The organism is Chryseobacterium sp. MEBOG06 (genome assembly GCF_021869765.1).
Classification (GTDB): domain Bacteria; phylum Bacteroidota; class Bacteroidia; order Flavobacteriales; family Weeksellaceae; genus Chryseobacterium.
In genome coordinates, this window is the sequence record NZ_CP084580.1 from 3,853,510 (window position 1) to 3,878,933 (window position 25,424).

Here is a 25,424-nt window from a genome sequence, read left to right on the forward strand (position 1 = left end):
ATTTTCACTTTAATAATGGTAAAAAACATATAAAATATTCACCATCTACAGATATATTAAGAGAATTAATCCTAAAATATTCATAAATTTGATTCAAATAATCAATCCCAAACTTTTCTCCTTCTACCTGCTCGGTCTTTGGCTGCCATGTATTCTTTACTACAATCCCGTCTTCATTCACTATAATAACAATCTCCAAAGGTTGATCTATGGTTGCTATATTGTGTTTTATCGCATTTTCTGTTACAATCTGAAGCGACAAATAAGGAATTCTTTTTTCTAAACTTTTCTCATCATTAATAATTAATTCAAAATTCAATTCTTCGTCAAATCTGCTTTTCAGCAGCTCCATATATTTCTGAATAAAACTGATTTCCTGTGAAACCTGAACAATATTCTCTTTTGGAGGTACAATAAGATACCTATAAATCTTAGAGAGATTCATGGTAAATTTCTGTGCATTCTCTTTACTGATACCGATAAGCATATAAAGAGAATTAAGAGAATTGAAAAGAAAATGCGGATTGATATTATTCTTAAGCTGCTGAAGCTGATTGATCACTTCCGCTTTATGCATTTTCTCATTCTCTATCAATAGTAAGTTCTTTTCAGACTGTATTTTTTCTTTTTCCCGGTAGGCAATATTGGCAGCTCTTTGAAACAGGATAAAAACAGCTACTATGAGAAGCAAGGCCGCCAGAAATATAAAAGTGGTATAGGCTTTTACTTTATATACATTTTCATCAATAATGAAATTAACATGATTGACGACGGTATATCCTTCAAAGTTGTCTGTCCGCAATGGTTTTATAAAGCGGGTAACCTCTACCCCCAGATATTCCGAAATGGCAATATTTTGAGTATATCCGGATTTAACTTTACTGCACAGAGTATCTTTAGGCTTAATGTCTGTAAACTGAAAGATATTTTTTCCCAGATATTTCTTCTCAGGATGGGTAATACAAATACCTTCTTTGGTAAAAACATAAGCATAGGTATTGGAAGTCTTATCTACATTGATAAAATACTGATGGAGGTCATCAAGACTTACCGTAGAACCATAATACAGAACATTCTTATCTGGCATGGACAGAGAGTCATAGCTCATCCAGAACATACTGTCTTTACGAGTGATCAAAAGATCTTTGAAGTGTCCGGATCCATTATTTTTCAATGGAATAGATTTTTCTGTGCTATCCGTTTTTTTGAAAATATCGGACAAAGGACTGTTACTCACAGATCTCCCCGTAGCACTGTTATCATAATAATACCAACTGTAAGGTAAAAGGTTTCTTTTTTTATTAAGGTCATTTAAAACGGAAGAATAATCCTTATAATTTTTCAGGCCGTCTTTCTGAATCAGAGCACGTAGAAGATATTGATACTCCTCAATATTTCTGAACTCATTTTCTATGGATTCATATTTACGGTAGAAGGTTCTTTTTGCAAAATCTTCTGTATTTTTCCTGCTGTCCCGGGTTATTAAAAAACTTAATACAGCAAATGCTACCACAGCAATTAAGCAGGCAGACAAGGCGGCAATATAAATGGATTTTTGAGATAAGGTGTGTTTAAAATTAATACTCAATTCTTTCTAAAATAATATTTTCTTACAGGTAATCTGTTCGTTTGCAAAATTATAACAAAGGTTTCAGGACCATAAAGTGAATTATTTTATAATTAGTATCATTGATATAAATCATCTTTGGAAAATCAGAAATATTCCAGTAAAATTTGCTAAAACATTGATTAATAGATGAAAATGATTAGTGTTTGAAATCTGAAGTACAGAATACAAAAAGAATAATTTTCTATATATATTTCGTAGAAAATATAAGGAGCCAAACAAATGTTAAATCTTAAAATTAGTTAATATAATTATTCAATCGGCAGATTCAGCTCTTTATATTTTGAAAATTAATTATCTTCGCTTCAAATCTTATTTGAAAATGAAGAAGATCATCTCCGGGATATCTATTTTTTGTGCTATCATCATCTCTGCTCAAGAGAATATTCAGTTTCAGGAACTGCCATTCAAGGATATTATCGCAAAAGCCAAAAAGGAAAAGAAATTGGTCTTTATCGACGCCTATACTTCATGGTGTGGTCCCTGTAAAATGATGGAGAAAAATGTTTTCAATCAGAAATCTGTCAGCAATTATTATAATACCAACTTCATCAATGCAAGGTTTGATATGGAAAAAGGGGAAGGCCGTGAGATCGCTGCTAAATTTGGCGTACGTTCTTATCCTACTTACCTTTTCCTGAATGGCGAAGGAGAACTTGTTTCCAGAAATACAGGTTACATGGAAGAAAGTATGTTTGTAGCAATGGCTCAGGATATCAATTCACCAGGAAATCAAAAAGGCTCTCTGAAAGAACGTTTTGCCAATGGAGAAAAAAATCCGGAGTTTCTGATTAACATCATAAAACTCAACGCCAATTCAGACTATGACTTTGCCAAAAAAGCTTCTGAAAGATATTTTCAAAACAAAAAGAAAACTGAAGAACTTTCAAAAGATGACATCGGATTTCTACTTTACTTTATAAAATCATCTGAAGATAACAATTACAGCGTCTTCACCTCCAGAAAAGCAGAAATTGTAAAATATCTGCCTGAAGAAACTTATAATGAATTTGATGCTCAATTAAAATTAGCTAAAGTGGTGGAACAATCTATTGATGATAAAAACAAAAGAATCAATGATGATTACTTCCTAAAAATAGCTGAACCATTGGTAGGTAAACAAGCTGCAATTACAAAACTTAATCAGACTAAACTCAGCTATTATGAACAGAATGCCAATTTCCCTGAGTACGAAAAAGCGGCAGTAGATTATTACAAAAATGCTGAAGGATTCGATCCGAATGAACTCTTAAGAGCTGCCTGGGTATTTGCAGATCATGTGAAAACTGTATCTTCACTGAAAAAGGCAACAGAATGGGCAGAAAAATCTGTAATGACGGGAGAAACTTCAGAAAACACCTACATACTTGCCAAGCTTTATTATCTAACAGGTAATAATGAACCGGCAAAAAGCTATGCTGAGATGTCTAAGAATATGGCTGCTCAGGCCAATAAAGATTCTAAATTAGCAGAAGATTTATTAAGTCAGATAAAATAAACATAACATACCGAATGAAATATAAATTAATAGCGGGCATTTTAGCATTCCTGTCAGCAGGAACCCTGAGCGCCCAGGAACAGGAACAAGCGCAGGATAAAAGTTTATATATAAAAGGAAATGCTTTATTTATTCCTCTGGGAGTTTTAAATGTTGGTTTAGAAAAACAACTAAGCTCGAAATATACTCTTCAGGGAGACATTCTCATCTCACCATGGAAATCTTTTGCAGGGCATGAAATGCAAATTTATTCTATTTCTGTGGAGGGAAGATATTATTTTAAAGAAGCGTTTAAACATTGGTATATAGGAGCCAATATAGGAGCTTCAGCTTATAAGCTTCAAAAATGGAGTTATTGGAATGATAGAGCCGGCGAAAATTGGAATGGAGAAATTCTTATAAACTCCAATCTCTATCAAAAAGGATATTCTGTAACACTGGGAATCACCGGAGGATATCAATTTCAGTTGTCTGACCGTCTAAATCTTGATATCTATGCGACAGTAGGTACCTCTCAAGATTTTTATAAAGGATATGACAGAACAACTGGCAGACGTTATGATTCTGCTGATAAATTTAATAAAAGCGGCGAAATCATCCCATACAGAGGAGGTGTAATGATATCCTATAAACTTAAATAGCATAATGAAACCATTCGGAAAAAACCATATTATTATTTCAGTGATCACATTTGTGATTCTTTTTTTAATGAACTACATCGGGAATGATCTTCCGGATAAACTGCAAAGAGCTTTATTAACTGCTTTTGCAGGGGTTATAGGACTTACTGTAGGTTTGTTTATTATCAACAAAGGAAAAAATGATAAAAGTCCACCGCAGAACTTTGATTAATCAATCGTTGCTGGAGGATTAAATTTTAAGGGTTGAAAACTGGAAAACACAAGCCGGACACTCCTGTCAACTATTACAAAATAGAATTGCCTAAAAAAGAATAAAAAAATAAAGTACAGCTCAACACTGTACTTTATTTTTATTTTATCCATTTTATCGGCTTCATTAAAACCATAATTTTTATTTCAGAACTCAGATGAATTAATCTTCATAAACAATATATTGAGTTCTGATCTTTTCGAAACTTTCAAGATCTTTTTTCCATGAAGCTTTAATTTCCGGAATTGATTTTCCGGCAATGATCTGTTTTCTCAACTCATCAGTTCCGGATAAGGTATCGAACCAAAGGTTTTTCAGGAAGAAATCCAATTGAGGGTTTTTATAATTCTTATAGGCTTTGATTACCCATTCAAGGTTTAGCTCTCTTAAATTTTTAGGATAATTGGCAAGATTTTCCCCATAACACAATTTCCCGTTCAGGAAAGGATCTTTTGCCCCATAGCTTGGCTTAGGTGTAAACTGATAAGGCAGACTTTCCGTCCATGGGGATCCATAAATCTGGAAGGGTAAATCTGTTCCTCTCCCTACAGAAACCTGCGTTCCCTCAAAAAAGCACAGACTTGGATATAAATTGATTGCTTTATCATTGGGTAAATTAGGAGAAGGTTTGTCCAATATCGGATACCGCTGTTTCTTGTGATAATTCTTCATAGGAATAAGAGTGTACTTAGCCTGAACACCATTTTTAAGCCATCTTTCACCATTCACCATTTTTCCATACTCGCCTATAGTAAGCCCATATACCACAGGTACTTCATGCATCCCTACAAAGCTTGTCCATTTTTTTCGTAATACCGGCCCATCAGTATACCCATCGTGCGGATTTGGGCGGTCCAGTACCATTACCTCAACGTTATTTTCGGCACCTGCTTCCATTAGATAAGTCAGCGTAGAGATATACGTATAAAATCTTACACCTACATCCTGAATATCAAAAACTACAAGGTCAATTCCTTCCAATTGTTCTGGCTTTGGTTTTTTATTACTGGCATATAAAGAAATAATGGGAATTCCCGTTTTCACATCTACTCCATTCTTAACTTTTGCTCCTGCATCAGCATCTCCTCTGAAACCATGTTCCGGTGCAAAAATAGCTTTTATCTTCACTCCTTTTTTCACCAGAAAATCCACCAGATGTGTTCTGTCATTCATTAAACCGGTCTGATTGGTTACTACCCCAATTGTTTTACCTTTTAATAATGGTAAATATACATCAGGTTGATCAGCTCCGGTTTTAAAATCCGGTTGAACTTGAGTTTGAGAATAATATTGGTTGAATACTCCTAAAAAAATTAGGCAAATCAGAAGTAAATTTTTAATTTTGAAATCTAAATTCATAAGCTTGAAATTTCCTTTATATTTCTCTAGAAAAATAGCATTTTCCAAAGATAACAAAAATAACCTTTCAAGGGTTATCATCTTCATTGGCAGGCTTTCTGTAGCTTTGGGGATCATTGTCTCCTTAATTACCGTAGCCACAGGTTTTGGTTCCAAAAAAGCTATTAAAGAGAGACTTGCAGATTTCAGCGGGCATATCACTATAAGATCCACACGGTCGAATTCATCTTACAATACTTCTGTTCTGGATAATCAGGGGCTGAATATTGCAAAAATAAAAGAACTTCCTGATGTGGAAAGTATCCAAAAGTATGCAACAGTTACGGGAATTATGCGTAATGAGCATAATTTTGCAGGAATTATCTTTAAAGGAATCGGAAAGGATTTTGATAGCTTACGGTTCAAGAAATTTCTTATTGCCGGAACGACTCCAAAAGTAACGGAAAAGGGATTCAATAATGATGTTACCATTTCTCAAAAAACTGCCAACGATCTTCACCTAAAAGTAAACGACAGCATTGTTACTGTATTTTCAAAAGCTGACCAAAAGCCTATCTATCGTAAATTCAGAGTTCTTGGAATCTACAGAACGGACATAAAAATGATTGATGATCAATTTGTTATCGGCGGAATCAATCATGTGAGAAAAATTCAGGATATGAAGTCTGATGAGATTGGTGGAATAGATATTTTCTTCAAAAACGTAAATGATATCGACAAAGATTTTCCTGAAATAGAAAAGCTGATCGGTTACAAGAACTATGCTGAAAAAGCGACAGAAAAATTCCCTCAGATCACCGACTGGATTAGTATTTTTGACACCAATATTGCTCTGATTATTATCATAATGCTGATTGTAGTCGTCATTAATATTATTATGGTTCTTCTGATCCTTATTATTGAAAGAACAAATTCTATCGGTTTGCTAAAAACATTAGGAGCCAGCAATTCACAGATCAGAGCAACCTTCATCAATTATACCCTGATTATTATGATACCAGGATTGTTGTACGGAAATGCTATAGGACTAGGCCTTATTTTGATTCAAAAATTCTTTGGAATTATAAAACTTAACCCGGAAAATTATTATGTAAGTACTGTTCCGGTAGACCTTAATCCTATTGCTATTATCTCTATCTCTGTAGGAATTCTGATTATTTCAGGATTAGCATTGATTATTCCTAGTTATCTGATCAGTAAGATTTCTCCGGTGAAGGCTATAAAATACAACTAACCGGATAATTGATAATTGATAATTGATAATTGATAATTGATAATTGAAAGTTATGGATCTCTTTTGAATTGTTTCAGTCTTGGTTATCTATTATCATGATCTTCCCACAGCGCAAATAATTTAAAAGCATTATCTTTGCACTGCTTATAAAACATTTATGAAATACGCAAAAAATATTCTTGAAACTATAGGTAATACACCACTGGTAAAACTTAACAAGGTACTTGGAGAAGATTTCCCGGCATTAGTTTTGGCAAAAGTAGAAACATTCAATCCCGGAAATTCCGTGAAGGACAGAATGGCTCTTAAAATGATAGAAGATGCTGAAAAAGACGGCAGATTAAAACCTGGAGGCACCATCATTGAGGGAACTTCCGGAAATACAGGAATGGGATTGGCACTTGCTGCGATCATCAAAGGCTACAAATGTATTTTTGTAACCAATTCCAAGCAGTCAAAAGAGAAATGTGATATTCTTCGTGCTGTAGGAGCTGAAGTAATTGTATGCCCTACAGATGTGAAACCTACAGATCCGCGTTCTTATTATTCAGTTTCCAAAAGACTGGCAAAAGAAACAGAAAACGGATGGTATGTAAACCAATATGACAACTTATCCAACAGAACAGCCCATTACGAATCAACAGCTCCTGAAATCTGGGAACAGACAGAAGGAAAGCTGACTCACTTTGTAGCGGGAGCAGGAACAGGAGGTACAGTTACAGGATGTGGAACTTTCTTTAAAGAAAAGAATCCAAACATCAAAGTAATCGGAGTGGATACCTATGGTTCTATCCTGAAGGAATTCCATGAAACTGGAGAACTTCATTATGATCATGCCTATACTTATATTACAGAAGGAATTGGGGAAGATATTATTCCTGAGAACTATGATATGGCTGTCATCGACCATTTTGAAAAAGTTACAGATAAAGATGGTGCTGTGTATGCCAGAAAACTGGCTAAAGAAGAAGGTATTTTCTGTGGATATTCTGCAGGGAGTGCAATTGCGTCATTGATCCAGATGAAAGATCAGTTCACGAAAGATGATGTTATAGTTGTTTTACTTCACGACCACGGCTCCAGATATGTAGGAAAAATCTACAATGACGAGTGGATGAAGGAAATGGGCTGGCTGGAAGAAAACAAAGAAGGCTAAATAGTACTGAAAAGCGGATAAAACAAATCAAATGATTGATAAACCCGCTGATAGATAAAAAAACCGGAGCAAAGTTATTTTGCTCCGGTTTTTTATAGTTTGATATTTTCTTTACACGTTTTCTTGAGTAAACTATATTCTTTTTCACTCATAGACTTTTTGGGAAACATATAGCTGTACTTTCCTTCGAGAGAAATGAAATCATTATTGCTGTCAACATATTCAAAATCTTTCCACTCACTGGTCTCTTTTTCTCCGTCAATGTTCACTGTAAAAAAATTCTGATCAAATCTGATCTCATATATCTTACATTTTTCAAGTACTTTTAAATAATTGCTTACCTGTTTTTTCCATCTTGAGACTTTATTAATACTTACAGATAAGAAAATGGCACAAAGCAAAAATATAAAGCTGAGGAAATATAAAACTCCTACACTATCCTTGCTCAGACTATCTTTAAAAAGAAATGCGATCAGTAAAATAATCACTGATACAATAGTCATGATCGTTTTACTTTTAGTGGTTGGAGAAAAAAGCAGACTTCCCTGGTTACCACTAAAATAAATATCTTCAAAAATTTTTCTCTCCGGTTTTAAGGTAATCACCTTCTCCTCACTCATATTATAGAATTTGCTTTAAAAAGCTACAAAACTAAACTAAATATCTTCATATTGATCACTTATTGCAGAAAGTTTATTCATTAATTCTCTATTTCTTCTGTTTAAAGCATCCAGCTTTTTCAGCATATTATGAACTACTTCCAAGCCGGGCAGATTGATCTCAAGATCATAATGCCAGTTGGCGAATTTTTCAAGATCCGGCAAATCTTCATACGTCAGATACTGAATATCATTTTCTATCTGAATATGAAGCAGACCATAATCTACCAGTTCATCAAAAAAAGTAATTTCTATGTTATAAATTTTTACGAGCTCTTCCCGTGATATTCTTTCACTCATAGCTTAGGAATTTTTTAGTTGTTCAAAAAGTTCTTTCTGCTTTTCTGTAAGATTGGTAGGCAGTTTCACTTCGTAGGTCACAAAAAGGTCTCCATATTCTCCTTCTTTTCTGTAGACAGGGAATCCTTTTCCTTTCAATCTTACGGTAATTCCGGTTTGAGTTTCCGGTTTTACTTTAAGATTTACGCTTCCGTCTAAAGTATTCACTTTTATATCACCTCCTAAAACAGCGGTATAAAGATCTATCGTCACTTTAGTTTTCAGATCATTACCAACTCTTTCAAAATCCGGATCCACGGGAATATTAAAAGTAATATATAAATCCCCGTTAGGACCTCCGTTTACGCCCGGATTTCCATGTCCTTTTAATTTGATCTGCTGTCCGTCATAGACTCCTGCAGGAATAGTAATTCTTACTTTCTTTCCATTGATTTCAAAGGTTTGGGGATGTGTTTTGGCAGCATCTCTTAAATTTAGGTTCAACTCAGCCTGTATATCCTGGCCTTTGAACTTTCCTGAAGCCCTTCCTTTTGAACTTTTCCCAAATCCTCCTCCCGCTCCACCGAACATACTCTGGAAGAAATCTGAAAAATCTTCCCCTTCACCAAAATCGGTTCCGGAGAAATCTCCTCCATAGTTCTGTTGCTGCTGATATTGTCTTTGTTGCTGCTGAGCTTTCTCATATTCTTCGCCATGCTTCCAGTTTTCACCGTACTTATCGTATTTGGAACGATTTTCGGGGTTGCTGAGAACTTCATTGGCTTCATTCAGCTCTTTGAATTTTCTTTCTGACTCCTTATCATCAGGATTAAGGTCCGGATGCAGTTTTCTGGCCAGTTTTCGATACGCCTTTTTAATGTCATCCTGGGTTGCGCTTTTATCTACGCCTAAAATTTTATAGTAATCTATATAAGCCATAGAAACGTTGTTTACTCAAATTTATGAAATTTAGGCCTGAAAATTGTATAACGAAGTGTTAAAAATAAACTTATCTTTGATAAAAAGTGCCCCCATGAAAGAGGTATTGAAAAACTATTCCGGAATTATATTTTTACTTTTAGGAATTACTGTTGGAAGCATCATAGGAATTGTAGCTCCGAATTTTGTAGAATATATTAAACCATTGGGAGATATTTTCCTTAATCTTCTTTTTGTAAGTGTGGTACCTCTTGTATTTTTTGCGGTATCCAACTCCATTGCCTCTCTGGAACAGCAGTCCAAGTTTGGGAAAATCATTCTTACCATGTCCCTTACTTTCTTATTTTTTATTCTGACTGCAGCTATTTTCACCATTTGTGCTGTTTATCTTTTTCCTGTTTCCGGAATTTCGGGAAGTTCTGAAATAATGAATGAAGCCGCTGATCAGGAAAGCTGGGGCAACAGAATTGTAAGCTTCTTTACTGTAGGAGAATTTACAGAGCTTTTCTCACGAAGAAATATGCTCGCGCTTTTGGTATTCGCTTTCCTTACAGGCTTTGCTGCGAGAAAAACCGGAGAGAAAGGTCAACCGTTCAGAGTTTTTATCGCTTCAGGATATGAAGTAATGAAAGAGCTGCTTTTATTGGTAATGAAGCTTGCTCCGATTGGTCTAGGGGCTTATTTTGCTTATCAGGTGGCTACTTTGGGGCCGCAGCTTTTCGGGTTTTATGCTAAGCCTTTAGGTCTTTACTATATTGCAGGAATAGTTTATTTCCTTGTTTTCTTTTCAATATATGCCTTTATGGCGAGTGGTCAGAAAGGAGTTAAAAGTTTCTGGAAAAATGCGATCTACCCCACTCTTACAGCAATAAGTACCTGTAGCAGTTTTGCTACGATGCCTGCAAATTTACAGGCAGCATCCAAGATCGGGATCCCCAATTCAATTGCTAATCTGGTAATTCCTATTGGGACAACTTTGCATAAAAATGGATCGTCCATGTCATCCATTATCAAAATCTATGTCGCTTTTTTAATTATTGGAAAAGATTTCTTTGATCCGGCTAATTTACTTCTGGCATTAGGAATCACAGTTTTTGTAAGTATAGTAGCGGGTGGCATTCCCAATGGCGGGTATATTGGTGAGATGCTGATGATCTCTGTTTATAAGCTGCCACAGGAAGCGATACCGGCTGTCATGATTATCGGAACATTAGTAGATCCTCTAGCAACTGTACTGAATGCGGTGGGAGATATTGTCGCGGCCATGTTTGTCAACCGGTTTGTCAAGGTCTGAATTTATTTATAAAACTCTTTCTGCACAATGAATTCATTGTTAAAAAATATCGGTTTATATGACCAGTCTTACATTGAGGTCAATACAGCCAGAACTGAGCTGGTTCAGAACTTATGGAAAATAACGTATAAAACCAATACAACCTTCATATCGCTGATCAGAGATCCTGCTATCCCCACAAGGTTTGAATACCGGGGGAAAATTGAAGAAAACAGCTTTACAATTAAGACAAGAAGGCGTTTCTTTGATATCAATATGAATTATCCGGTGATAAAAGGAAGCCTGCATGATCAGAATAATATAACAATCGTTTCTATAGAATATATCCCTACCTTATTTCAAATTTTCACCTTCATACTTTTATGGTGCTTTTTTTTATTCGCGGTAGCCGTTAATATAAAAAATAGCGGTGAAGATTCTGTTTTTATTGGAATCTCATCTATAATGGCAGTAAGTCACTATTTCGTTTTGAAAAGAGAGATTACAAGAGGTAAATATGATTTTGAAAAAGTGATTGGTAATATTACTCAAAAGGATTTTTCTGTAACACACTAAAAGCAATACATTTCTATCTATTGAAGTTTTATTCGCTTCGTTGTACAGGTTCTAAATTTTCATATTCTTCAGGTGTAAAAAGTCTATAATGAACTTTAAAGGTTTTGCCTAAAGGGGTTTCAAGAGAAAAGCCTCCGGGACCGAACCCATCTGTAACATCCAGTGTGAAGTGTGAATATTTCCAGTACTCAAAAAGATCGCGGTCTATCCAGAATTCATATCCATTGATCGTTCCAATCATTGCATCATTCATTCTGGGAAAAAATCCTCCTTTTTCGAAACACTGCGGCTGTGTCCCTTCGCAGCATCCTCCTGCCTGATAAAACATCAATGGCCCATATTTATCTTCCAGCTCGCGGATGACTTCAAGAGCTTCTTCTGTTGCGGACAGTCTTTGTATTTTTGTTTCCATTTTTACTATTTTAACCTTATAAAGAAAGATATTCTTTCTTGTTTAAAAAAAGATCCCGGTAAAATAAATGATTACGGGGATCAGAAACACAACATTATCTAATTTGAGCCGGCAATATCTAAAACGATTCTGCCATCAATCTGTCCTTTTTTCATTTTGTCAAAAACATCATTAATATCTTCTAATTTCGCAGCAGTCACAGTAGCTTTCACAAGCCCTTCATTAGCAAAATCTAAAGCTTCCTGCATATCTTTTCTGGTTCCTACAATAGATCCTCTTACTGTAATTCTTTTTAAAACAGTCTCAAAAATAGGAAGTTCAAATGATCCTGGAGGAAGCCCGTTAAGGGCAATGGTTCCTTTTCTTCTCAGCACATCTATTCCCTGCTTGAAAGCTATTGGAGAGACCGCAGTGATCAATGCACCATGCATTCCGCCTACTTCTTTATGTAAATATTCTCCGGGATCAGTATTTTTAGCATTGACTACAAGATCTGCTCCTAATTTTTTGGCGAGATCAAGCTTATCGTCTGATACGTCAATAGCTGCCACGTGCATTCCCATTGCTTTCGCATACTGAACTGCTACGTGTCCTAATCCTCCGATTCCTGAGATGGCTACCCATTCTCCCGGTTTTGTCTCTGTTTCTTTTAATCCTTTATAAACCGTAACACCGGCACATAAGATAGGTGCTATTTCCAAAAAGTTAACATCAGATTTTAAATGTCCTACGTATCTGGAATCTGCAATCACATATTCTGCAAAACCTCCGTCTACACTATAACCTCCATTTTTCTGAGCCTCGCAAAGGGTTTCCCATCCCGTGATACAGTAATCACAGCATCCACAGGCACTGTACAGCCATGGAACTCCTACCGCATCTCCTTCCTTTACGAAAGCTTCAGGTCCACAGGCCACTACAATTCCTACTCCTTCATGTCCCGGGATAAGAGGCATTTTAGGTTTTGCAGGCCAGTCACCATCTACCGCATGTAAGTCAGTATGGCAAACTCCACAGGCAATTACTTTTACCAATACTTCATATCTTCCAGGTGCTCTTACAGGAACTTCTTCTATTTTCAGGGGTTGGCCGTAGCCTTGAACTACCGCGGCTTTCATTGTTTTTGGAATCATATTTTATTTTTTGAGTTAGGTTTTTACAGGCAAATCTGTAATGATGTCTGCAAAAGTTGGTAATCAGATTTACTATTTTCAATTAATAATCAATCCATAAGACTGATATTATTCTGCGTGAGGGATAGGAAGGGCGGCGAGGAACGAGCCGGTGCGCAATGTAATGGAGCACCGAAACGAAGTGCAGCCCTGGATAGCCCGACCGACTTCCCCGGAAAAGCCAGGGCAGTCGGGCACGTCCTAAAATTAATATTAAAAGAATCCTAATTTGTTTTTGTTGTAGGATATCAACATATTTTTAGTCTGACGGTAATGGTCAAGCATCATCTTATGATTTTCCCTTCCTATCCCCGACTGCTTATACCCTCCAAAAGGCGCTCCTGCCGGATAAGAGTGATATTGGTTTACCCATACTCTTCCTGCCTCAATCTGGCGCGGAATATTGTACAACTGGTGTGCATCCCTAGTCCATACTCCGGCTCCAAGGCCATAAATGGTGTCATTCGCAATTTTTACGGCTTCCTCTTCATCTTTAAATGTCGTAAAAGCGAGTACCGGACCAAAAATTTCCTCCTGGAAGATTCTCATCTTATTATGTCCTTTGAAAATGGTAGGCTGAATATAGAAACCTTCATCAAGGTCTTCTCCCAGATGATTAACTTCTCCGCCAACCAATACTTCTGCTCCTTCATCTTTCCCTAACTGAATGTAAGAAAGTATTTTATCTTTCTGAATCTTTGAAGCCTGCGCTCCCATCATCACGGTTTTATCCAATGGATTTCCGACTTTGATTGCTTTTACTCTTTCAATTACTTTTTCAATAAAAGCATCAGCGATATCTTCCTGAACCAGCAATCTGGAAGGGCAGGTACAGATTTCTCCCTGATTAAGCGCAAAAAGAACGGCTCCTTCAATAGCTTTGTCTAGAAATTCATCATCGGCATCCATCACTGAGGTAAAGAAAACATTCGGTGATTTCCCTCCCAATTCCAGTGTTACCGGAATAATATTTTCTGTTGCATACTGCATTACGAGGCGTCCTGTAGCTGTGGAACCGGTAAAAGCTGCTTTTGCCACTTTAGGATTGGTCACCAAATGACGTCCCAGTTCTGCCCCAAATCCGTTAACGATATTCACTACTCCTGCCGGTAAGAGATCTCCTATTAATTCCATCATCACCATAATGGAAACAGGTGTACTTTCTGCGGGTTTTAAAACGACACAGTTACCTGCTGCCAATGCCGGTGCCAGCTTCCATACTGCCATCAGGATCGGAAAATTCCAAGGGATGATCTGCGCAATTACTCCAAGAGGTTCGTGTACAATAAGAGAAACGGTATCTTTATCCAGTTCGTTATGAGAGCCTTCATCTGCACGAATCACGGAAGCAAAGTATCTGAAGTGATCGATAGCCAACGGCATATCTGCTGCAAGGGTTTCTCTCACTGCTTTACCATTGTCTATCGTTTCTACTGTAGCAAGATATTCCAGATTTTGTTCTATTCTGTCTGCAATTTTGTTCAGAATAATACTTCTTTCTGTGGATGAGGTATTTTTCCAGCTTTGAAATGCTTTTTCAGCAGCATCTACAGCGAGTTCCAAATCTTCTTTGGATGAATGGGCTACCTGAGTAAAAGTTTTTCCGTCAACGGGAGATATTACATCAAAATACTGCCCTTTAACGGGTGGTGTGAATTTTCCGTCAATATAATTATCATATCTGCTTTTGAACTCGGGGCGTTGCAAAAGGGTTGCTGGTCTTGGTTCTGTAAGAGTGCTCATATTAGTATTGTTTTAATTTTTCAATAATGCCAAATTACAGGTACACAAAAAAAAACAATAGCACAATCGTACAAAAAAAGTGCAGAATAATGCAGACAACCAATTTTATAATTTTCTTAACAACAATATACCGTCAAATTTTCTATATTTGAGTTACCTGCTTCTTAAAAATATTTAGAAATGAATAACAATAGTCCTATTTTATTGAATACTCCTGAATTAAGGAAAGAAAACCAACTATTGAGTCTTGTTGAGAACCAGACCAAATTCAATCTAAATAATTGTGAGTTCAGTATTTATGAGACACATAAAGCTGCTTTTGGGGTAAAGCTTCATTTTGAAAATATAGCATTTACTGCTATGCTCCAGGGTAAAAAACACATGAAACTGGATAAAAAGACAACCTATTTTGATTATTTTCCGGGCGAAAGTATTTTGGTTGCTCCCGGGGAAACGATGGTGATCGATTTTCCTGAAGCTGATGAAACCCCTACACAATGTATTTCTTTAAGTTTAAATCCTGATTTTATAGAGGATTCACTCAATTATTTAAACTACCATCTTCCTAAAGCAGATGAAGATTCACAATGGAATATCCAACTGGAAGAATACTTTCTTTTTAATAATAAAGCCTTAGCTTCTGCCACCAACAATATTATGAGAATTGCTATGGATGACAATTCTCAGAAGGATATCATGGCCGATTTTGCCTTAAAGGAACTCCTGATCAGACTGATGCAAACACAGGCAAGGAGTATGGTAGAGAAAAATATTGTAAAAAACAGATCCAAAATAGGTTTTGTAGTGGATTATATCAAAAGAAATCTACATCAGAAACTTTCTATTGAGAGTATTGCAAAGCTTGCTTATGTGAGCAAGTCTAATTTCTTTAAAATGTTTAAAGATGAGTTCGGAACTTCTCCGAATGATTTTATTCTACAGGAAAGAATTAACAGGGCTAAAGAATTACTGGCGGGTCAAAACAGTATCAAGGAAACGGCTTACCAAACCGGATTTTCGGATACCAATTATTTTACACGTGTATTCAAACAGCTGGTAGGGGTTACTCCCAAAAGCTATCAGAATGCTATCGTATATTCTGAATAAGTGATCAGCCATTCTATTGATAAAAAAATCCCCTGAAGTAAAACTTCAGGGGTATTTTAATTAAAATAACAAGGATTAGTATCCGTCATTTTGTTTAACATTCGGGTTTGCCGAAACTTCTTTAATAGGAATAGGTAAAGTATATCTATAGTCCCCGTTTGGAAGATTTTCTACTGCAACGACGTCATCTGTAGCGTTTCTGTCCATAGCCACATTTGCAGCTACTGCAAGTCTCTTCAAGTCAACATAACGGTGTCCTTCAAGTGCTAATTCAACTCTACGCTCTTTCAAAATATCTGCGTAGGCTACCTGAGTACTAGAATAAGCAGGCGTTACTGCAGCATTCTGGAAGTTTCTAGCTTCTCTTACTTTCTGAATCAGGTCATGAGCCGTTGAAAGGTTTCCTGCTGCCACTTCAGCTTCAGCCGCTATGAAATACATTTCTGATAATCTGAAAACTTTCACATCATTTCTGGTAGCGATACCCGTTTTACCAGGATATTTATCAATTACCAACCCATCATTTCTTGTATTTCCGTCTACCGCAGTAGCATAGTTATTATTTGCCTTTGAGCTAGGATCTACATAAGCATATCTTCTGATATCCCCAGGCGTATTGTTGAATATATTATATAAATTTCTTCCCCAGAACCACATTGGTGAACCACTTAGCTGAGACTGGTTGGTATTCCATTTTGAGCCGATACTTCCTCCTGCTCCTAACGGGAGTCTGTTCAGAGAGAATATAATCTCGCCTTTTGCAGAATCATTCCAAAGGTTTCTATATGGGTTGAAAGAAGTAGCAACATTGTAAAACTCTTTAGCCCAGGTAGTTGTAGCAGAACTTGCATCAATAACAGGAGCAGTTGCAGTTACCGCAGGATTAGCGATAGTCAGACTTAATTTTGATCCTGTAATTACTTCGTTTGCATATTGTTTTGCTAAAGGCATATTTCCTCTATACAGATTAAAACGAGCTGTTACAGAGTTTACAAATCCTTTATCAGCAAAATATCTTGCTCCTTGGTCACCAGCAGCAGAATACGTTAATATTCCTCTTGCATAATCTAAGTCAGCATTAATAAAATCATAGATATCCTGATTTTTAGCTCTTGGCAATTGTGCATCTGTAGAAGGAACATCTTTCAGAAGAATTACTCCTAAAGCATTAGGATTTTTCATATCACTTGAAAAATAAGCCTCTAACTGTACATAGCAATATGCTCTTATAGCTCTGGCCTGCGCCAGGATCTTATTATATTGATCCTTCTCTTTATCAGTAGCAGGGGTAATTTTCTGTGCACCTTCCAATAGTCTGTTAACTCTGTTAATAACTTTGTAATTATTTAACCAGATCCCGTCACTGGAAGCTGTTCCTACAGTACCTCCTGTTACAACAGGACTAGCAGGATCAAGGAAAAATCTGTGTAGAGAATATTCCTGTCCACCACTTGCAGAACCAGGTTTTACTTCGTCTGTAAATACGGCTGTAAAATAAATCTCATCCATCGGATCAAGCTGAGCATACACAGATCCATTCAGAACTTCTCCTAAATTGGCAACACTTGTATACAAATCCTTCTCCTGTAACTCTCCCGCCTGTTTAATATCAAGTGCATCCTGACAGCTGTTCAAAGTAAATGCTGCAGATGATAAAGTTACTACAATTAAAACTGTATTTATTATTCTTTTCATAATTCTTCTCTATTAAAAATCAACATTTAAACCTACCGATACGGTTTTTGGGTTAGGATAGACATTTAGTGAATACGAAGTAATTGGTTCCGGATCAAATCCTTTCCATTTTGTCCATGTATAAAGGTTTTCTGCCTGAACAAATACTTTAATTCCTTTTACAGGCAGCTTACCCAGCTGTTCTTTGCTAAAGTTATATCCTACGGAAACATTCTTAAGTCTGATAAAGTCTGATCTGCGTAAGAATCTGTCTGAAGAACCTAAGCTTAAGTTTCTTGCTCCTAATGCAGGTACATCAGTATTTGTATTCTGAGGCGTCCATGCATTCAACAGATCTGCAGAAAGGTTTCTGGTAGCTGCTGCATTCGGATCCATTAACCAAGAGTTTAGGTTATCATAAATCCATCCTCCCTGCTGATAAGAGAATAGCGTGTCAAGGAACCAACCTTTATGCTGGAAGTTAAATCCAAAACCTCCTGTAAATTTGGCATAACGTGATTTTCCAGTCAATCTTCTGTCAGAAGATGTAGGAGCTTCAGTTACGTTTCCGTTTTTATCAAGGAACTGTAGGTTTCCATTGTTAGGATTTACTCCTAAATATGGGTATAACTGATACTGACCAGCCGGCCCTCCAATTGCATTTACGACATCACCAGCCAGGTTTTCACTGCCCATTGATACGATTTTGTTGGAGTTATAAGCTGCGTTAGCGAAGATTGATAATTTTGTATTTGCAGTTTTGATCGCATTATATCTGATCAACCCTTCAATACCTTTGTTATCAAGAATCCCGTCATTTCCTCTGATTGAATAGTAACCTGTAACAGATGACTTCTGAAGATCGTTGAACATTCTTGTTGTTCTCTTCTGATAGTAATCAACACTACCTTCAATCAAGCCTTTGTAGTTAAAATCTAACCCGATGTTACTCTGCTTTACCTGTTCCCACTTTAGGTAAGGGTTTGATAAGTTAGTAAAGTTGTATCCTAGCATATTCTGATATCCTGATATACCAGAATAAAGATCAAGGAAATTATTTGGAAGTAGAGCTAATGGATTAGAATTATCAGTAGCAATTCCTAAGTTCTGGTTACCTGTAGTACCAATTGAAGCTCTTAGCTTAAGTAATCTGAATCCTGAATTAGCCATGAAATCTTCTTTGTCAATATTCCATCTTGCTGCCACAGACCAGAAAGTTTCCCATCTGTTAGTAGGAAGGAAACGATAAGAACCGTCTCTTCTTACTACCCCACTTACTCCATATTTATCTTTGTAGTCATAGTCTAGTGTCCCAAAATAAGCAAGAGTTCCGGCTGTTACTTTAGAAGCACTTACTGAAGGTCTGTAATAGTTGGGAGTATCCGGGTTAAAAGGAATATAACCTGTTCCTGCTCCAAATTCCCATTGTAATGGGTTCAGACCATTTTGTCTTTGAAACGTTGAACTTACATGGGCTTTGATATAATCCATGTACGCGGATGCACTAATTGTATGATCTCCAAAAGACTTATTGAACGTAATGTTCGTAATCGTGTTGAATGTCAAATCATCTGTTGTGGTGAAGTCTTCACTTCCTCCATAAGTGGATCCGTCACTATTGGCAACGCTAATAGAAAGGTAGCCTAGCGGGGATCTTGCAAAGGTTCTGTTATACTGCTTGTATTCAATACCTGTTCTGTTTCCAACACTTAAGTAATCAGTAATTTTATAATTTACATTGGCATTGGCAGAAATACTTAATTCTGTAAATCTGTTTCTGATTCCACCATTGATGTTATCCTGAAGAATCCATTGTCTATTATTGGTTGCATCTGTTCCGATAGCATTGAAAAGCTCTCTTCCGTTTGCATAAGGCGATGGGCCTATGTATGGTCTTGACAGTATTCCTCCGAATAATGGATTCTGAAGAGTATTATTGGAAATTCCTGTGTTCGTTTCGTCATCTAATTGATTTCTTTTGGAATATCCCAGACCGATGATAGCACCGAAAGTTAATTTTCCGTCTTTAGACTTACCATTAAGGTTATTTCTTAGTGTAAATCTTTTGAAATCTGTAGATTTTACAGTACCCTCACTGTCTAAATATCCTAAAGATAGGAAGTTGTTGACATTTTCTCCACCTCCGGAGATTGATAAGTTATGCTGCTGAGAGATACCGATACGGGTAAACTGTTTATTCCAGTCTGTATTGGTGCCCCAGTTATTAATCTGGTCTTGTGATAAACTACCGCCAAATCCTGTTTTCAAATTCTTTTGAATCTGTAATAATTGCTGGCCACTTGCTGCATTGTAATCATTTCCAGGAAGCTTACTGAAGGACGTTAATGCATCATAAGAAACCTTTAATCCTGAATTAAACTTCCCTCCTTTTGTTGTAATTACCACAACTCCATTCGCCGCTCTGTTACCATAGATTGCCGTAGCCTGAGCATCTTTCAAAATACTGAACGTATCAATATCATAGGAGTTCAGGTTTCTGAATTGAGATCCTGAAGTAATTACCCCATCTATTACATATAGAGGATCTGTAGATCCATTAAGAGAACTTGTTCCTCTAATTAGGATATTAAACTTTCCTGACCCCGGAGAACCTGAGGCAGAGTTAACTACAATACCCGGTGCCGTACCCTGAATTGAGTTTAGTACCGAAATATTCGGTCTGTTTTCTAAGGTTTCAGAACCTACTGTTACCGAAGATGTTGTAGTCTTAGCTTTTGTAGCTGTTTTACTATACCCTAAAACAACTACTTCCTCAATTTTAGTCTCCTTGTCCTTACCGTTCTTAGAGTCTTTTTCTTGAGCAAATACAGCCTGTCCTGTAAAAAACAAGACACCAGCTGTTAAAACACGCAGTTTCACATTCATATTAACAAATTTTAATATATTGAAGTGACAAATATGTTAATAAATATTAACAACATCAATTTGTTAAAAGGTGAAAAACCGCTGTCAGAAAAGGAATATCCTAAGTAATACCCCCAAAACGATAAAGATTTTTTTTAATTGTATTTGAAATTTTAGCGAAAAATAAACCATTTCAAATATTATGAGAATTTTAATAAATATTAAAATTAAAATTAAAATCAACCATTACACAATATATAGTAAAAAAAATAAACATAAAATATGATAATGGATGAAAAATATAAAACAAAGCAGCATCCGTTTTTCAGTAAAATGGTGTATAATAAAGGGAATTTGTATTGTAATTATATTAAAAATGATCTTATAAAAAACAGGAAGACTATCTTAAAAGATAACCTTCCTAAAGCTAAAAATTAAAAATTTGTTAATAATATATCAAAAGTTTAGTACAAATCAGTCCGAAATAGAAAATTACTTTTAACTGATTTTAAGCTAACCTTTAATATCCTGGATATTGAGAAAGCAAGTTATTAGTATTCAATTCGGATTGTGGTACTGGAAAAGATTTAAACTGAACTTTGGAGGTAGTAAGTTCAACTTGAGTTTGAGAGTTTTTGAAATTGATTCCATTCCTTTTTAAATCACTGTACCTAAAGCCTTCTAAAAACATTTCAAGATCTTTCTGCATTAAAATTTCTTTTAATAAATCTATTCCTATTCCTTCATAAACATAGTCAGGGTTTCTATTTATCTTAACCCATGTATTCAGTTTTAATAAAGCATCACTTGCATTAGTATAGTATAAAGCCTCTAATTGATTAAAAACAGCTTCTGTCTTTCTGATTACAACAACATCCCTGTCTATTGTAGTATATTTCATTACATCAATAGGTTTAGGATTATCACTCAAAGTTAAAACATAACCTGTATCTCTATACCATGTTCCCCTTCTGACATCGTTAACTCCTAGCTTACTAAAGAATGTCTGGGTAGCAAAGTTTTGCTTATATCTTCCTGTAGAAGACCAGGTTGCGGTAATAGCATCATTAGACCCAGGTAAATCAAGCGGATTATAATCTACCTGAAAAATGGTTTCTTTATTTGTCTCTCCTGCTACAGAAAAATAGTCTGCAATATCTGAAGATGATAACAAAACGTAGTCTGAATTATCAAGGACTTTCTGCGCATATTCATCAGCCTTTACATAGTTTTTAGTTGCCAAATAATATCTCGAAAACAACATATCTACTGCTACTCCATTAAGTTTCTTATTACCATTTTTATTACCTATTCTGGAACTTGCATTTGTTAAATCAGAAAATATCTGATCATAAACATTTTTAACACTAGATCTGGGTAAATTTGTCGCAGGCTTAAACTCTAGAGGTAAGGGAACTCCAATATCAGCATTTGAACCATTAAAATTGTCGCTGAATAATGATACTAATGTAGAATATGCCATCGCTCTTATAGTATAAGCCTGACCAAATAAGTTTTGTGGGGTTCCAGGAGTATTTGGATCATCAGTTATTTTTCCTTCATAACTAAGAACGAAATTAGCATTTGCTATAATAACATACAGCGTATTCCACAAAGTCGATATATCATTATTATTTTGAGTGTAAAATGTAAGGTTAGGGTCTCTGGTGGTAGAAAATCTATTTGAATTTACCAATGCCACAAAAGCATTATCTCCAAGCAGTTCCTCTAATGTAGGGAGCAACGCACCATAAGAATTTAGTGTTCCATCACCGCCACTTGTCTGGTAGAGACCATAAAGACCATTTACAGCAGTATTTAAGACTTTTTCATTCGTAATAGCTTTATCTAAAGGAAGTGTTACAGGTGGCAGTTCTTCAGAAAATTCATTTTTACAAGAACTTATAACAAACCCAGCTAATAATATTAATAAAACTTTAATTTTTTTCATTTTTTAGAATTTAAATAATTAGAAATCAACCTGAATACCAAAAATAAACTGCCTCATATTAGGTTGTGTCATATCAAAAACACCTAAGTTAGACACTGTATACTTAAACGCATTTGAGTTTGCCTCAGGATCGAACCGTAATCTTTTGTCAAATGCATAAGTATATAAATTAATTCCTCTTACATAAGTGTAAATACCTTTAATGTTAGGCATATTAAGCATAGAACCTTTGAATGTATAGCCTATTTCAACATTTCTTAATCTAATATTATCCCCCTTATATAAGTATCTTGTAGAATTACTATTTGAAGACTTATTACCGTTGAAAACCTGTTTAGGCAAAGAAGCGTTTGGATTAGATGGCGTCCATGAATCATACAACGCCACCGTACTTGTATTCAATGTTGGAAATGCTCCGTCTGACTCGTACACAAACCCCCATCTATCCCACACAGAATAATCTCCCTGATAATTTATCATAAATGAAAGTTTGATTCCTTTATAATTAAATTCGTTAATCAAACTAGCAATATGAGTTGGTAGCGCTTTTTTTCCTGTAAAAGATAATTTTGCTTTATTTATATCATTAGTAGTAACACTCTTTGTTTCGTCAGTATACCATAATGGATCTCCATTTAAAGGATCAACACCTGCCCATAACCTTGTATAATATTCAGAAGGATTGTGCCCTGGAAAAAAAGCTTTTAATCCATTAATAACAGTAGGAGTTGGATCTCCTTTTATATAGGTAACTTTAGAATCGTTATAAGAATAATTAGCTTTAATATCCCAAGTAAATGATTCTGTACTTTTCCTATATCCTAATAATGCCTCAAAACCGTTGGATTTTACTTCAGCCTGATTTTTAATAATAGAACTAAACCCTGTAGAAGGAGAAATTGGGACATTATAGACTTGATCAGGATTTGTATTAGAATAAATATCAAATGTACCATAAAAACTTCCTGTTGTTCCTAATGAAAAGTCTAATCCGATATTTCTTTTCTTAGATTTTTCCCATAGTAATCCGTCAGGAGCTCCAGGAGTTAAAATATATCCAGCATTGGTTTGAAGATAGTTTCCTGCCAACGTGTATTGTGGATATTTATCATAGGGAGATGCTGCTTGGTTCCCATTCTCTCCATAACTTGCCCTGAACTTTAGTGAATTGATATAGGATGGTAAGAAATTCAGCTTTCCTAAATCAACACTAGCACCTATACCAAAGAAGCTTCCCGCTTTTGTGTATCCTGAATAAGTATCTCTTCTGGCTGATCCTGTAATCGTTGCAAACTTATTATATGTATATGATGCTCTTGCAATATATCCAACAAGAGTCCAGGTGTCGGTTCTTCCTGTTGCATCTGTAACATTGGCAGCCGCATCTGCATATTTAATTCTTGTACCTGATGGAAATCCTCTTTTTGTGAATGTATTATATTCTAGACTTCTCTTAGTTGATTCCATACCAATAGAAGCTGAAATAGCATGGACATCTGCAAACGTTTTATTAAAATTCAGGAAGTTATACCAGTTCCAAGTGAAAAAATTTCTTATACTCTTGAAATAATATCCATTACCATTTGTGTTAGAAGGTTCATACCCATCACCAAAGTCGGGATTCCAATAAGTAAATTCGTTTCCCGAAGTATTATCAATACCAAAGTTCGAATTGAAAGTCAAATAAGGTAAAATTTTATAATCAATATTTAATGACGTAAGTACTTTATCAAAGGTTCCTTTCGTCTGGTTAGTTCCTGTTAATGCCAGTGGATTAAACTGAGGATTCAGATATACCAAATTCAAATTATAATTTCCATCGCTCAGATAAGGATTCTGGGTAGGTGAAAGAATCGTTCCTGAAAAAATGGGGTTAGCATAGGAAGACGCGTCTGATGGGCCTGCCTGTATAGTTCTTGACAGATTCGTTGAAAAAGTGACATTTAATTTTTCAGTAGCCTTCCAATTTGCTTTAATCGTTCCTGTATATCTATCAAAAACAGCATCATATGATAGTCCCTCCTGTTTAAGATACCCTAATGATGCGTATAAAGCAAGATCCTTAAAACCTCCTGAATAGCTTAAGTTGTATCTATTCATTATCGGAGAATTTCTTCTGGTTAGTTTTCTCCAGTTAGTATCAGTAACACCATCCCATTTTAGTATCTCACTTCTTGCATAATCATTAGCCTCTTGAAGGTCTGCAAACCCATTTACAGGATCTGTATTGGGATACTTATTGTATAAAGCTTGTCCTAAATAATTAACTTGCTCCCGCGCATTTAACATTTTTAATTTATCAAAAGCAATATTTGATGTTCCTATTTCACTGACAAACTGCAAATTAGACTTACCTTTTTTTCCCGATTTTGTAGTTATTACAATTACTCCGTTTGCTCCTCTTGATCCATAAATTGCTGTGGCAACTCCATCTTTTAAAACCTGTACATCCTCGATATCTGCGGGATTTATCAATGATAAAGCATTTTGAGTTGCTAAAGCTCCCGAAATATCACCAGATTGAATCGGTACACCATCAATAATATATAGAGGATCATTACCTGAAGTAAGTGATGATATTCCTCTAATTAATGTAATAGTTGATGCTCCTGGTTGCCCTGAACTAGCACTCGACATTAACCCTGCAACAGTTCCTTGTAAAATATTATCAATAGATACAGCAGAGGGCTTATCCAAAATATTCCCTGACACTTTAACCGAAGCTCCTGAAGATTGTTCAGGTGTCATTTTAATCCCGTAAGAACCTGTAATAACAACTTCATCAATCTTATTTTCTTTAGGAATAGTATCTTTCCTTATCTTTTGAGCAAAGGAGGACTGTCCGAGAAAAAACAGTACTCCGGCACTTAATACACCTAGTTTTACATTCATATTAACAAATTTTAAGATATTTTAAAGACAAATATGTTAATTAGAAAACACAGATTCAAGTAATAAATCACTAATAAAAAAGGGAGTAAAGAGAAAAAAATATCGAATTAATCACTA

The 25,424-nt window shown here is 35.7% G+C and carries 20 protein-coding genes; 8 read left to right on the forward strand and 12 right to left on the reverse strand.

Going from position 1 to position 25,424, the window contains the following annotated elements:
- Positions 1 to 4 precede the first annotated feature (4 nt).
- Complete coding sequence (locus tag LF887_RS17625; protein ID WP_236855560.1) at positions 5 to 1,588, reverse strand: histidine kinase; 1,584 nt, start codon at positions 1,586 to 1,588, stop codon at positions 5 to 7.
- A 361-nt stretch (positions 1,589 to 1,949) separates the two neighbouring features.
- Between LF887_RS17625 and LF887_RS17630 the strand changes: the two genes are divergently transcribed.
- From LF887_RS17630 to LF887_RS17640, 3 genes are read left to right on the forward strand one after another with little or no spacing between them, the layout of a single operon-like run.
- A complete protein-coding gene (locus tag LF887_RS17630; protein WP_236855561.1) occupies positions 1,950 to 3,125 on the forward strand; it encodes a thioredoxin family protein in 1,176 nt (391 codons plus the stop codon).
- Positions 3,126 to 3,139: 14 nt separating this feature from the next.
- On the forward strand, positions 3,140 to 3,766 hold the full coding sequence (locus LF887_RS17635; RefSeq protein WP_236855562.1) for a DUF3575 domain-containing protein: 627 nt from the start codon (positions 3,140 to 3,142) through the stop codon (positions 3,764 to 3,766).
- 4 nt (positions 3,767 to 3,770) lie between these two features.
- Positions 3,771 to 3,977 (forward strand): hypothetical protein, encoded by a 207-nt coding sequence (locus LF887_RS17640; RefSeq protein ID WP_236855563.1) that lies wholly within the window; start codon positions 3,771 to 3,773, stop codon positions 3,975 to 3,977.
- Between the two features lie 201 nt (positions 3,978 to 4,178).
- Here the strand turns inward: LF887_RS17640 and LF887_RS17645 are convergent, their stop codons facing one another.
- Positions 4,179 to 5,375: an exo-beta-N-acetylmuramidase NamZ domain-containing protein gene (locus LF887_RS17645; protein ID WP_236855564.1), complete on the reverse strand. Its 1,197-nt coding sequence runs from the start codon at positions 5,373 to 5,375 to the stop codon at positions 4,179 to 4,181.
- Between the two features lie 4 nt (positions 5,376 to 5,379).
- On the opposite strand from LF887_RS17645, the gene LF887_RS17650 reads away from it, so the two are divergent.
- Positions 5,380 to 6,609, forward strand: a complete 1,230-nt coding sequence (locus tag LF887_RS17650; protein ID WP_236855565.1) for an ABC transporter permease — start codon at positions 5,380 to 5,382, stop codon at positions 6,607 to 6,609.
- A 157-nt stretch (positions 6,610 to 6,766) separates the two neighbouring features.
- Positions 6,767 to 7,765 (forward strand): PLP-dependent cysteine synthase family protein, encoded by a 999-nt coding sequence (locus LF887_RS17655; RefSeq protein ID WP_236855566.1) that lies wholly within the window; start codon positions 6,767 to 6,769, stop codon positions 7,763 to 7,765.
- 92 nt (positions 7,766 to 7,857) lie between these two features.
- Here LF887_RS17655 and LF887_RS17660 read toward each other — a convergent pair whose 3' ends face one another.
- Genes LF887_RS17660 through LF887_RS17670 form a run of 3 tightly spaced genes read right to left on the reverse strand, consistent with a single transcriptional unit; the run spans position 7,858 to position 9,642 of the window.
- Positions 7,858 to 8,385: a YcxB family protein gene (locus tag LF887_RS17660; RefSeq protein ID WP_236855567.1), complete on the reverse strand. Its 528-nt coding sequence runs from the start codon at positions 8,383 to 8,385 to the stop codon at positions 7,858 to 7,860.
- Positions 8,386 to 8,421: 36 nt separating this feature from the next.
- Positions 8,422 to 8,724: a chaperone modulator CbpM gene (locus LF887_RS17665; RefSeq protein WP_236855568.1), complete on the reverse strand. Its 303-nt coding sequence runs from the start codon at positions 8,722 to 8,724 to the stop codon at positions 8,422 to 8,424.
- Between the two features lie 3 nt (positions 8,725 to 8,727).
- Positions 8,728 to 9,642: a DnaJ C-terminal domain-containing protein gene (locus tag LF887_RS17670; protein WP_236855569.1), complete on the reverse strand. Its 915-nt coding sequence runs from the start codon at positions 9,640 to 9,642 to the stop codon at positions 8,728 to 8,730.
- 94 nt (positions 9,643 to 9,736) lie between these two features.
- Between LF887_RS17670 and LF887_RS17675 the strand changes: the two genes are divergently transcribed.
- Both LF887_RS17675 and LF887_RS17680 read left to right on the forward strand, forming a co-directional pair.
- Complete coding sequence (locus LF887_RS17675) at positions 9,737 to 10,936, forward strand: dicarboxylate/amino acid:cation symporter (RefSeq protein WP_236855570.1); 1,200 nt, start codon at positions 9,737 to 9,739, stop codon at positions 10,934 to 10,936.
- A 27-nt stretch (positions 10,937 to 10,963) separates the two neighbouring features.
- A complete protein-coding gene (locus LF887_RS17680; RefSeq protein ID WP_236855571.1) occupies positions 10,964 to 11,491 on the forward strand; it encodes a hypothetical protein in 528 nt (175 codons plus the stop codon).
- Positions 11,492 to 11,519: 28 nt separating this feature from the next.
- Here the strand turns inward: LF887_RS17680 and LF887_RS17685 are convergent, their stop codons facing one another.
- The 3 genes from LF887_RS17685 to LF887_RS17695 form a co-directional block, all read right to left on the reverse strand.
- Entirely contained in the window at positions 11,520 to 11,903 is a 384-nt protein-coding gene (locus tag LF887_RS17685) for a DUF779 domain-containing protein (protein ID WP_236855572.1), read from the reverse strand.
- Positions 11,904 to 12,001: 98 nt separating this feature from the next.
- Positions 12,002 to 13,036 carry an alcohol dehydrogenase AdhP gene (gene adhP, locus LF887_RS17690; RefSeq protein ID WP_236855573.1) on the reverse strand — a complete coding sequence of 345 codons (1,035 nt, stop codon included), beginning with the start codon at positions 13,034 to 13,036 and terminating at the stop codon, positions 12,002 to 12,004.
- Positions 13,037 to 13,288: 252 nt separating this feature from the next.
- Complete coding sequence (locus LF887_RS17695) at positions 13,289 to 14,818, reverse strand: aldehyde dehydrogenase family protein (protein WP_236855574.1); 1,530 nt, start codon at positions 14,816 to 14,818, stop codon at positions 13,289 to 13,291.
- A 180-nt stretch (positions 14,819 to 14,998) separates the two neighbouring features.
- Between LF887_RS17695 and LF887_RS17700 the strand changes: the two genes are divergently transcribed.
- Positions 14,999 to 15,925: an AraC family transcriptional regulator gene (locus LF887_RS17700; RefSeq protein ID WP_236855575.1), complete on the forward strand. Its 927-nt coding sequence runs from the start codon at positions 14,999 to 15,001 to the stop codon at positions 15,923 to 15,925.
- Between the two features lie 75 nt (positions 15,926 to 16,000).
- Here the strand turns inward: LF887_RS17700 and LF887_RS17705 are convergent, their stop codons facing one another.
- From LF887_RS17705 to LF887_RS17720, 4 genes are all read right to left on the reverse strand, one after another.
- Positions 16,001 to 17,620, reverse strand: a complete 1,620-nt coding sequence (locus LF887_RS17705) for a RagB/SusD family nutrient uptake outer membrane protein (protein ID WP_236855576.1) — start codon at positions 17,618 to 17,620, stop codon at positions 16,001 to 16,003.
- 12 nt (positions 17,621 to 17,632) lie between these two features.
- Complete coding sequence (locus LF887_RS17710) at positions 17,633 to 20,485, reverse strand: SusC/RagA family TonB-linked outer membrane protein (RefSeq protein WP_236855577.1); 2,853 nt, start codon at positions 20,483 to 20,485, stop codon at positions 17,633 to 17,635.
- Between the two features lie 499 nt (positions 20,486 to 20,984).
- Positions 20,985 to 22,415 carry a RagB/SusD family nutrient uptake outer membrane protein gene (locus LF887_RS17715; RefSeq protein WP_236855578.1) on the reverse strand — a complete coding sequence of 477 codons (1,431 nt, stop codon included), beginning with the start codon at positions 22,413 to 22,415 and terminating at the stop codon, positions 20,985 to 20,987.
- Positions 22,416 to 22,433: 18 nt separating this feature from the next.
- Complete coding sequence (locus tag LF887_RS17720; RefSeq protein WP_236855579.1) at positions 22,434 to 25,307, reverse strand: SusC/RagA family TonB-linked outer membrane protein; 2,874 nt, start codon at positions 25,305 to 25,307, stop codon at positions 22,434 to 22,436.
- Between the last annotated feature and the right edge of the window lie 117 nt (positions 25,308 to 25,424).

Excerpts from the sequence above, each read along its gene's own strand:
- LF887_RS17630 (WP_236855561.1), top strand. The coding sequence starts at position 1,950 with ATGAAGAAGATCATCTCCGGGATATCTATTTTTTGTGCTATCATCATC.
- LF887_RS17715 (WP_236855578.1), bottom strand. The coding sequence starts at position 22,415 with ATGAAAAAAATTAAAGTTTTATTAATATTATTAGCTGGGTTTGTTATA.
- LF887_RS17635 (WP_236855562.1), top strand. The coding sequence starts at position 3,140 with ATGAAATATAAATTAATAGCGGGCATTTTAGCATTCCTGTCAGCAGGA.
- LF887_RS17720 (WP_236855579.1), bottom strand. The coding sequence starts at position 25,307 with ATGAATGTAAAACTAGGTGTATTAAGTGCCGGAGTACTGTTTTTTCTC.
- LF887_RS17665 (WP_236855568.1), bottom strand. The coding sequence starts at position 8,724 with ATGAGTGAAAGAATATCACGGGAAGAGCTCGTAAAAATTTATAACATA.
- LF887_RS17710 (WP_236855577.1), bottom strand. The coding sequence starts at position 20,485 with ATGAATGTGAAACTGCGTGTTTTAACAGCTGGTGTCTTGTTTTTTACA.
- LF887_RS17675 (WP_236855570.1), top strand. The coding sequence starts at position 9,737 with ATGAAAGAGGTATTGAAAAACTATTCCGGAATTATATTTTTACTTTTA.
- adhP (WP_236855573.1), bottom strand. The coding sequence starts at position 13,036 with ATGATTCCAAAAACAATGAAAGCCGCGGTAGTTCAAGGCTACGGCCAA.
- LF887_RS17655 (WP_236855566.1), top strand. The coding sequence starts at position 6,767 with ATGAAATACGCAAAAAATATTCTTGAAACTATAGGTAATACACCACTG.
- LF887_RS17695 (WP_236855574.1), bottom strand. The coding sequence starts at position 14,818 with ATGAGCACTCTTACAGAACCAAGACCAGCAACCCTTTTGCAACGCCCC.
- LF887_RS17670 (WP_236855569.1), bottom strand. The coding sequence starts at position 9,642 with ATGGCTTATATAGATTACTATAAAATTTTAGGCGTAGATAAAAGCGCA.
- LF887_RS17645 (WP_236855564.1), bottom strand. The coding sequence starts at position 5,375 with ATGAATTTAGATTTCAAAATTAAAAATTTACTTCTGATTTGCCTAATT.
- LF887_RS17685 (WP_236855572.1), bottom strand. The coding sequence starts at position 11,903 with ATGGAAACAAAAATACAAAGACTGTCCGCAACAGAAGAAGCTCTTGAA.
- LF887_RS17680 (WP_236855571.1), top strand. The coding sequence starts at position 10,964 with ATGAATTCATTGTTAAAAAATATCGGTTTATATGACCAGTCTTACATT.
- LF887_RS17660 (WP_236855567.1), bottom strand. The coding sequence starts at position 8,385 with ATGAGTGAGGAGAAGGTGATTACCTTAAAACCGGAGAGAAAAATTTTT.
- LF887_RS17700 (WP_236855575.1), top strand. The coding sequence starts at position 14,999 with ATGAATAACAATAGTCCTATTTTATTGAATACTCCTGAATTAAGGAAA.
- LF887_RS17705 (WP_236855576.1), bottom strand. The coding sequence starts at position 17,620 with ATGAAAAGAATAATAAATACAGTTTTAATTGTAGTAACTTTATCATCT.
- LF887_RS17640 (WP_236855563.1), top strand. The coding sequence starts at position 3,771 with ATGAAACCATTCGGAAAAAACCATATTATTATTTCAGTGATCACATTT.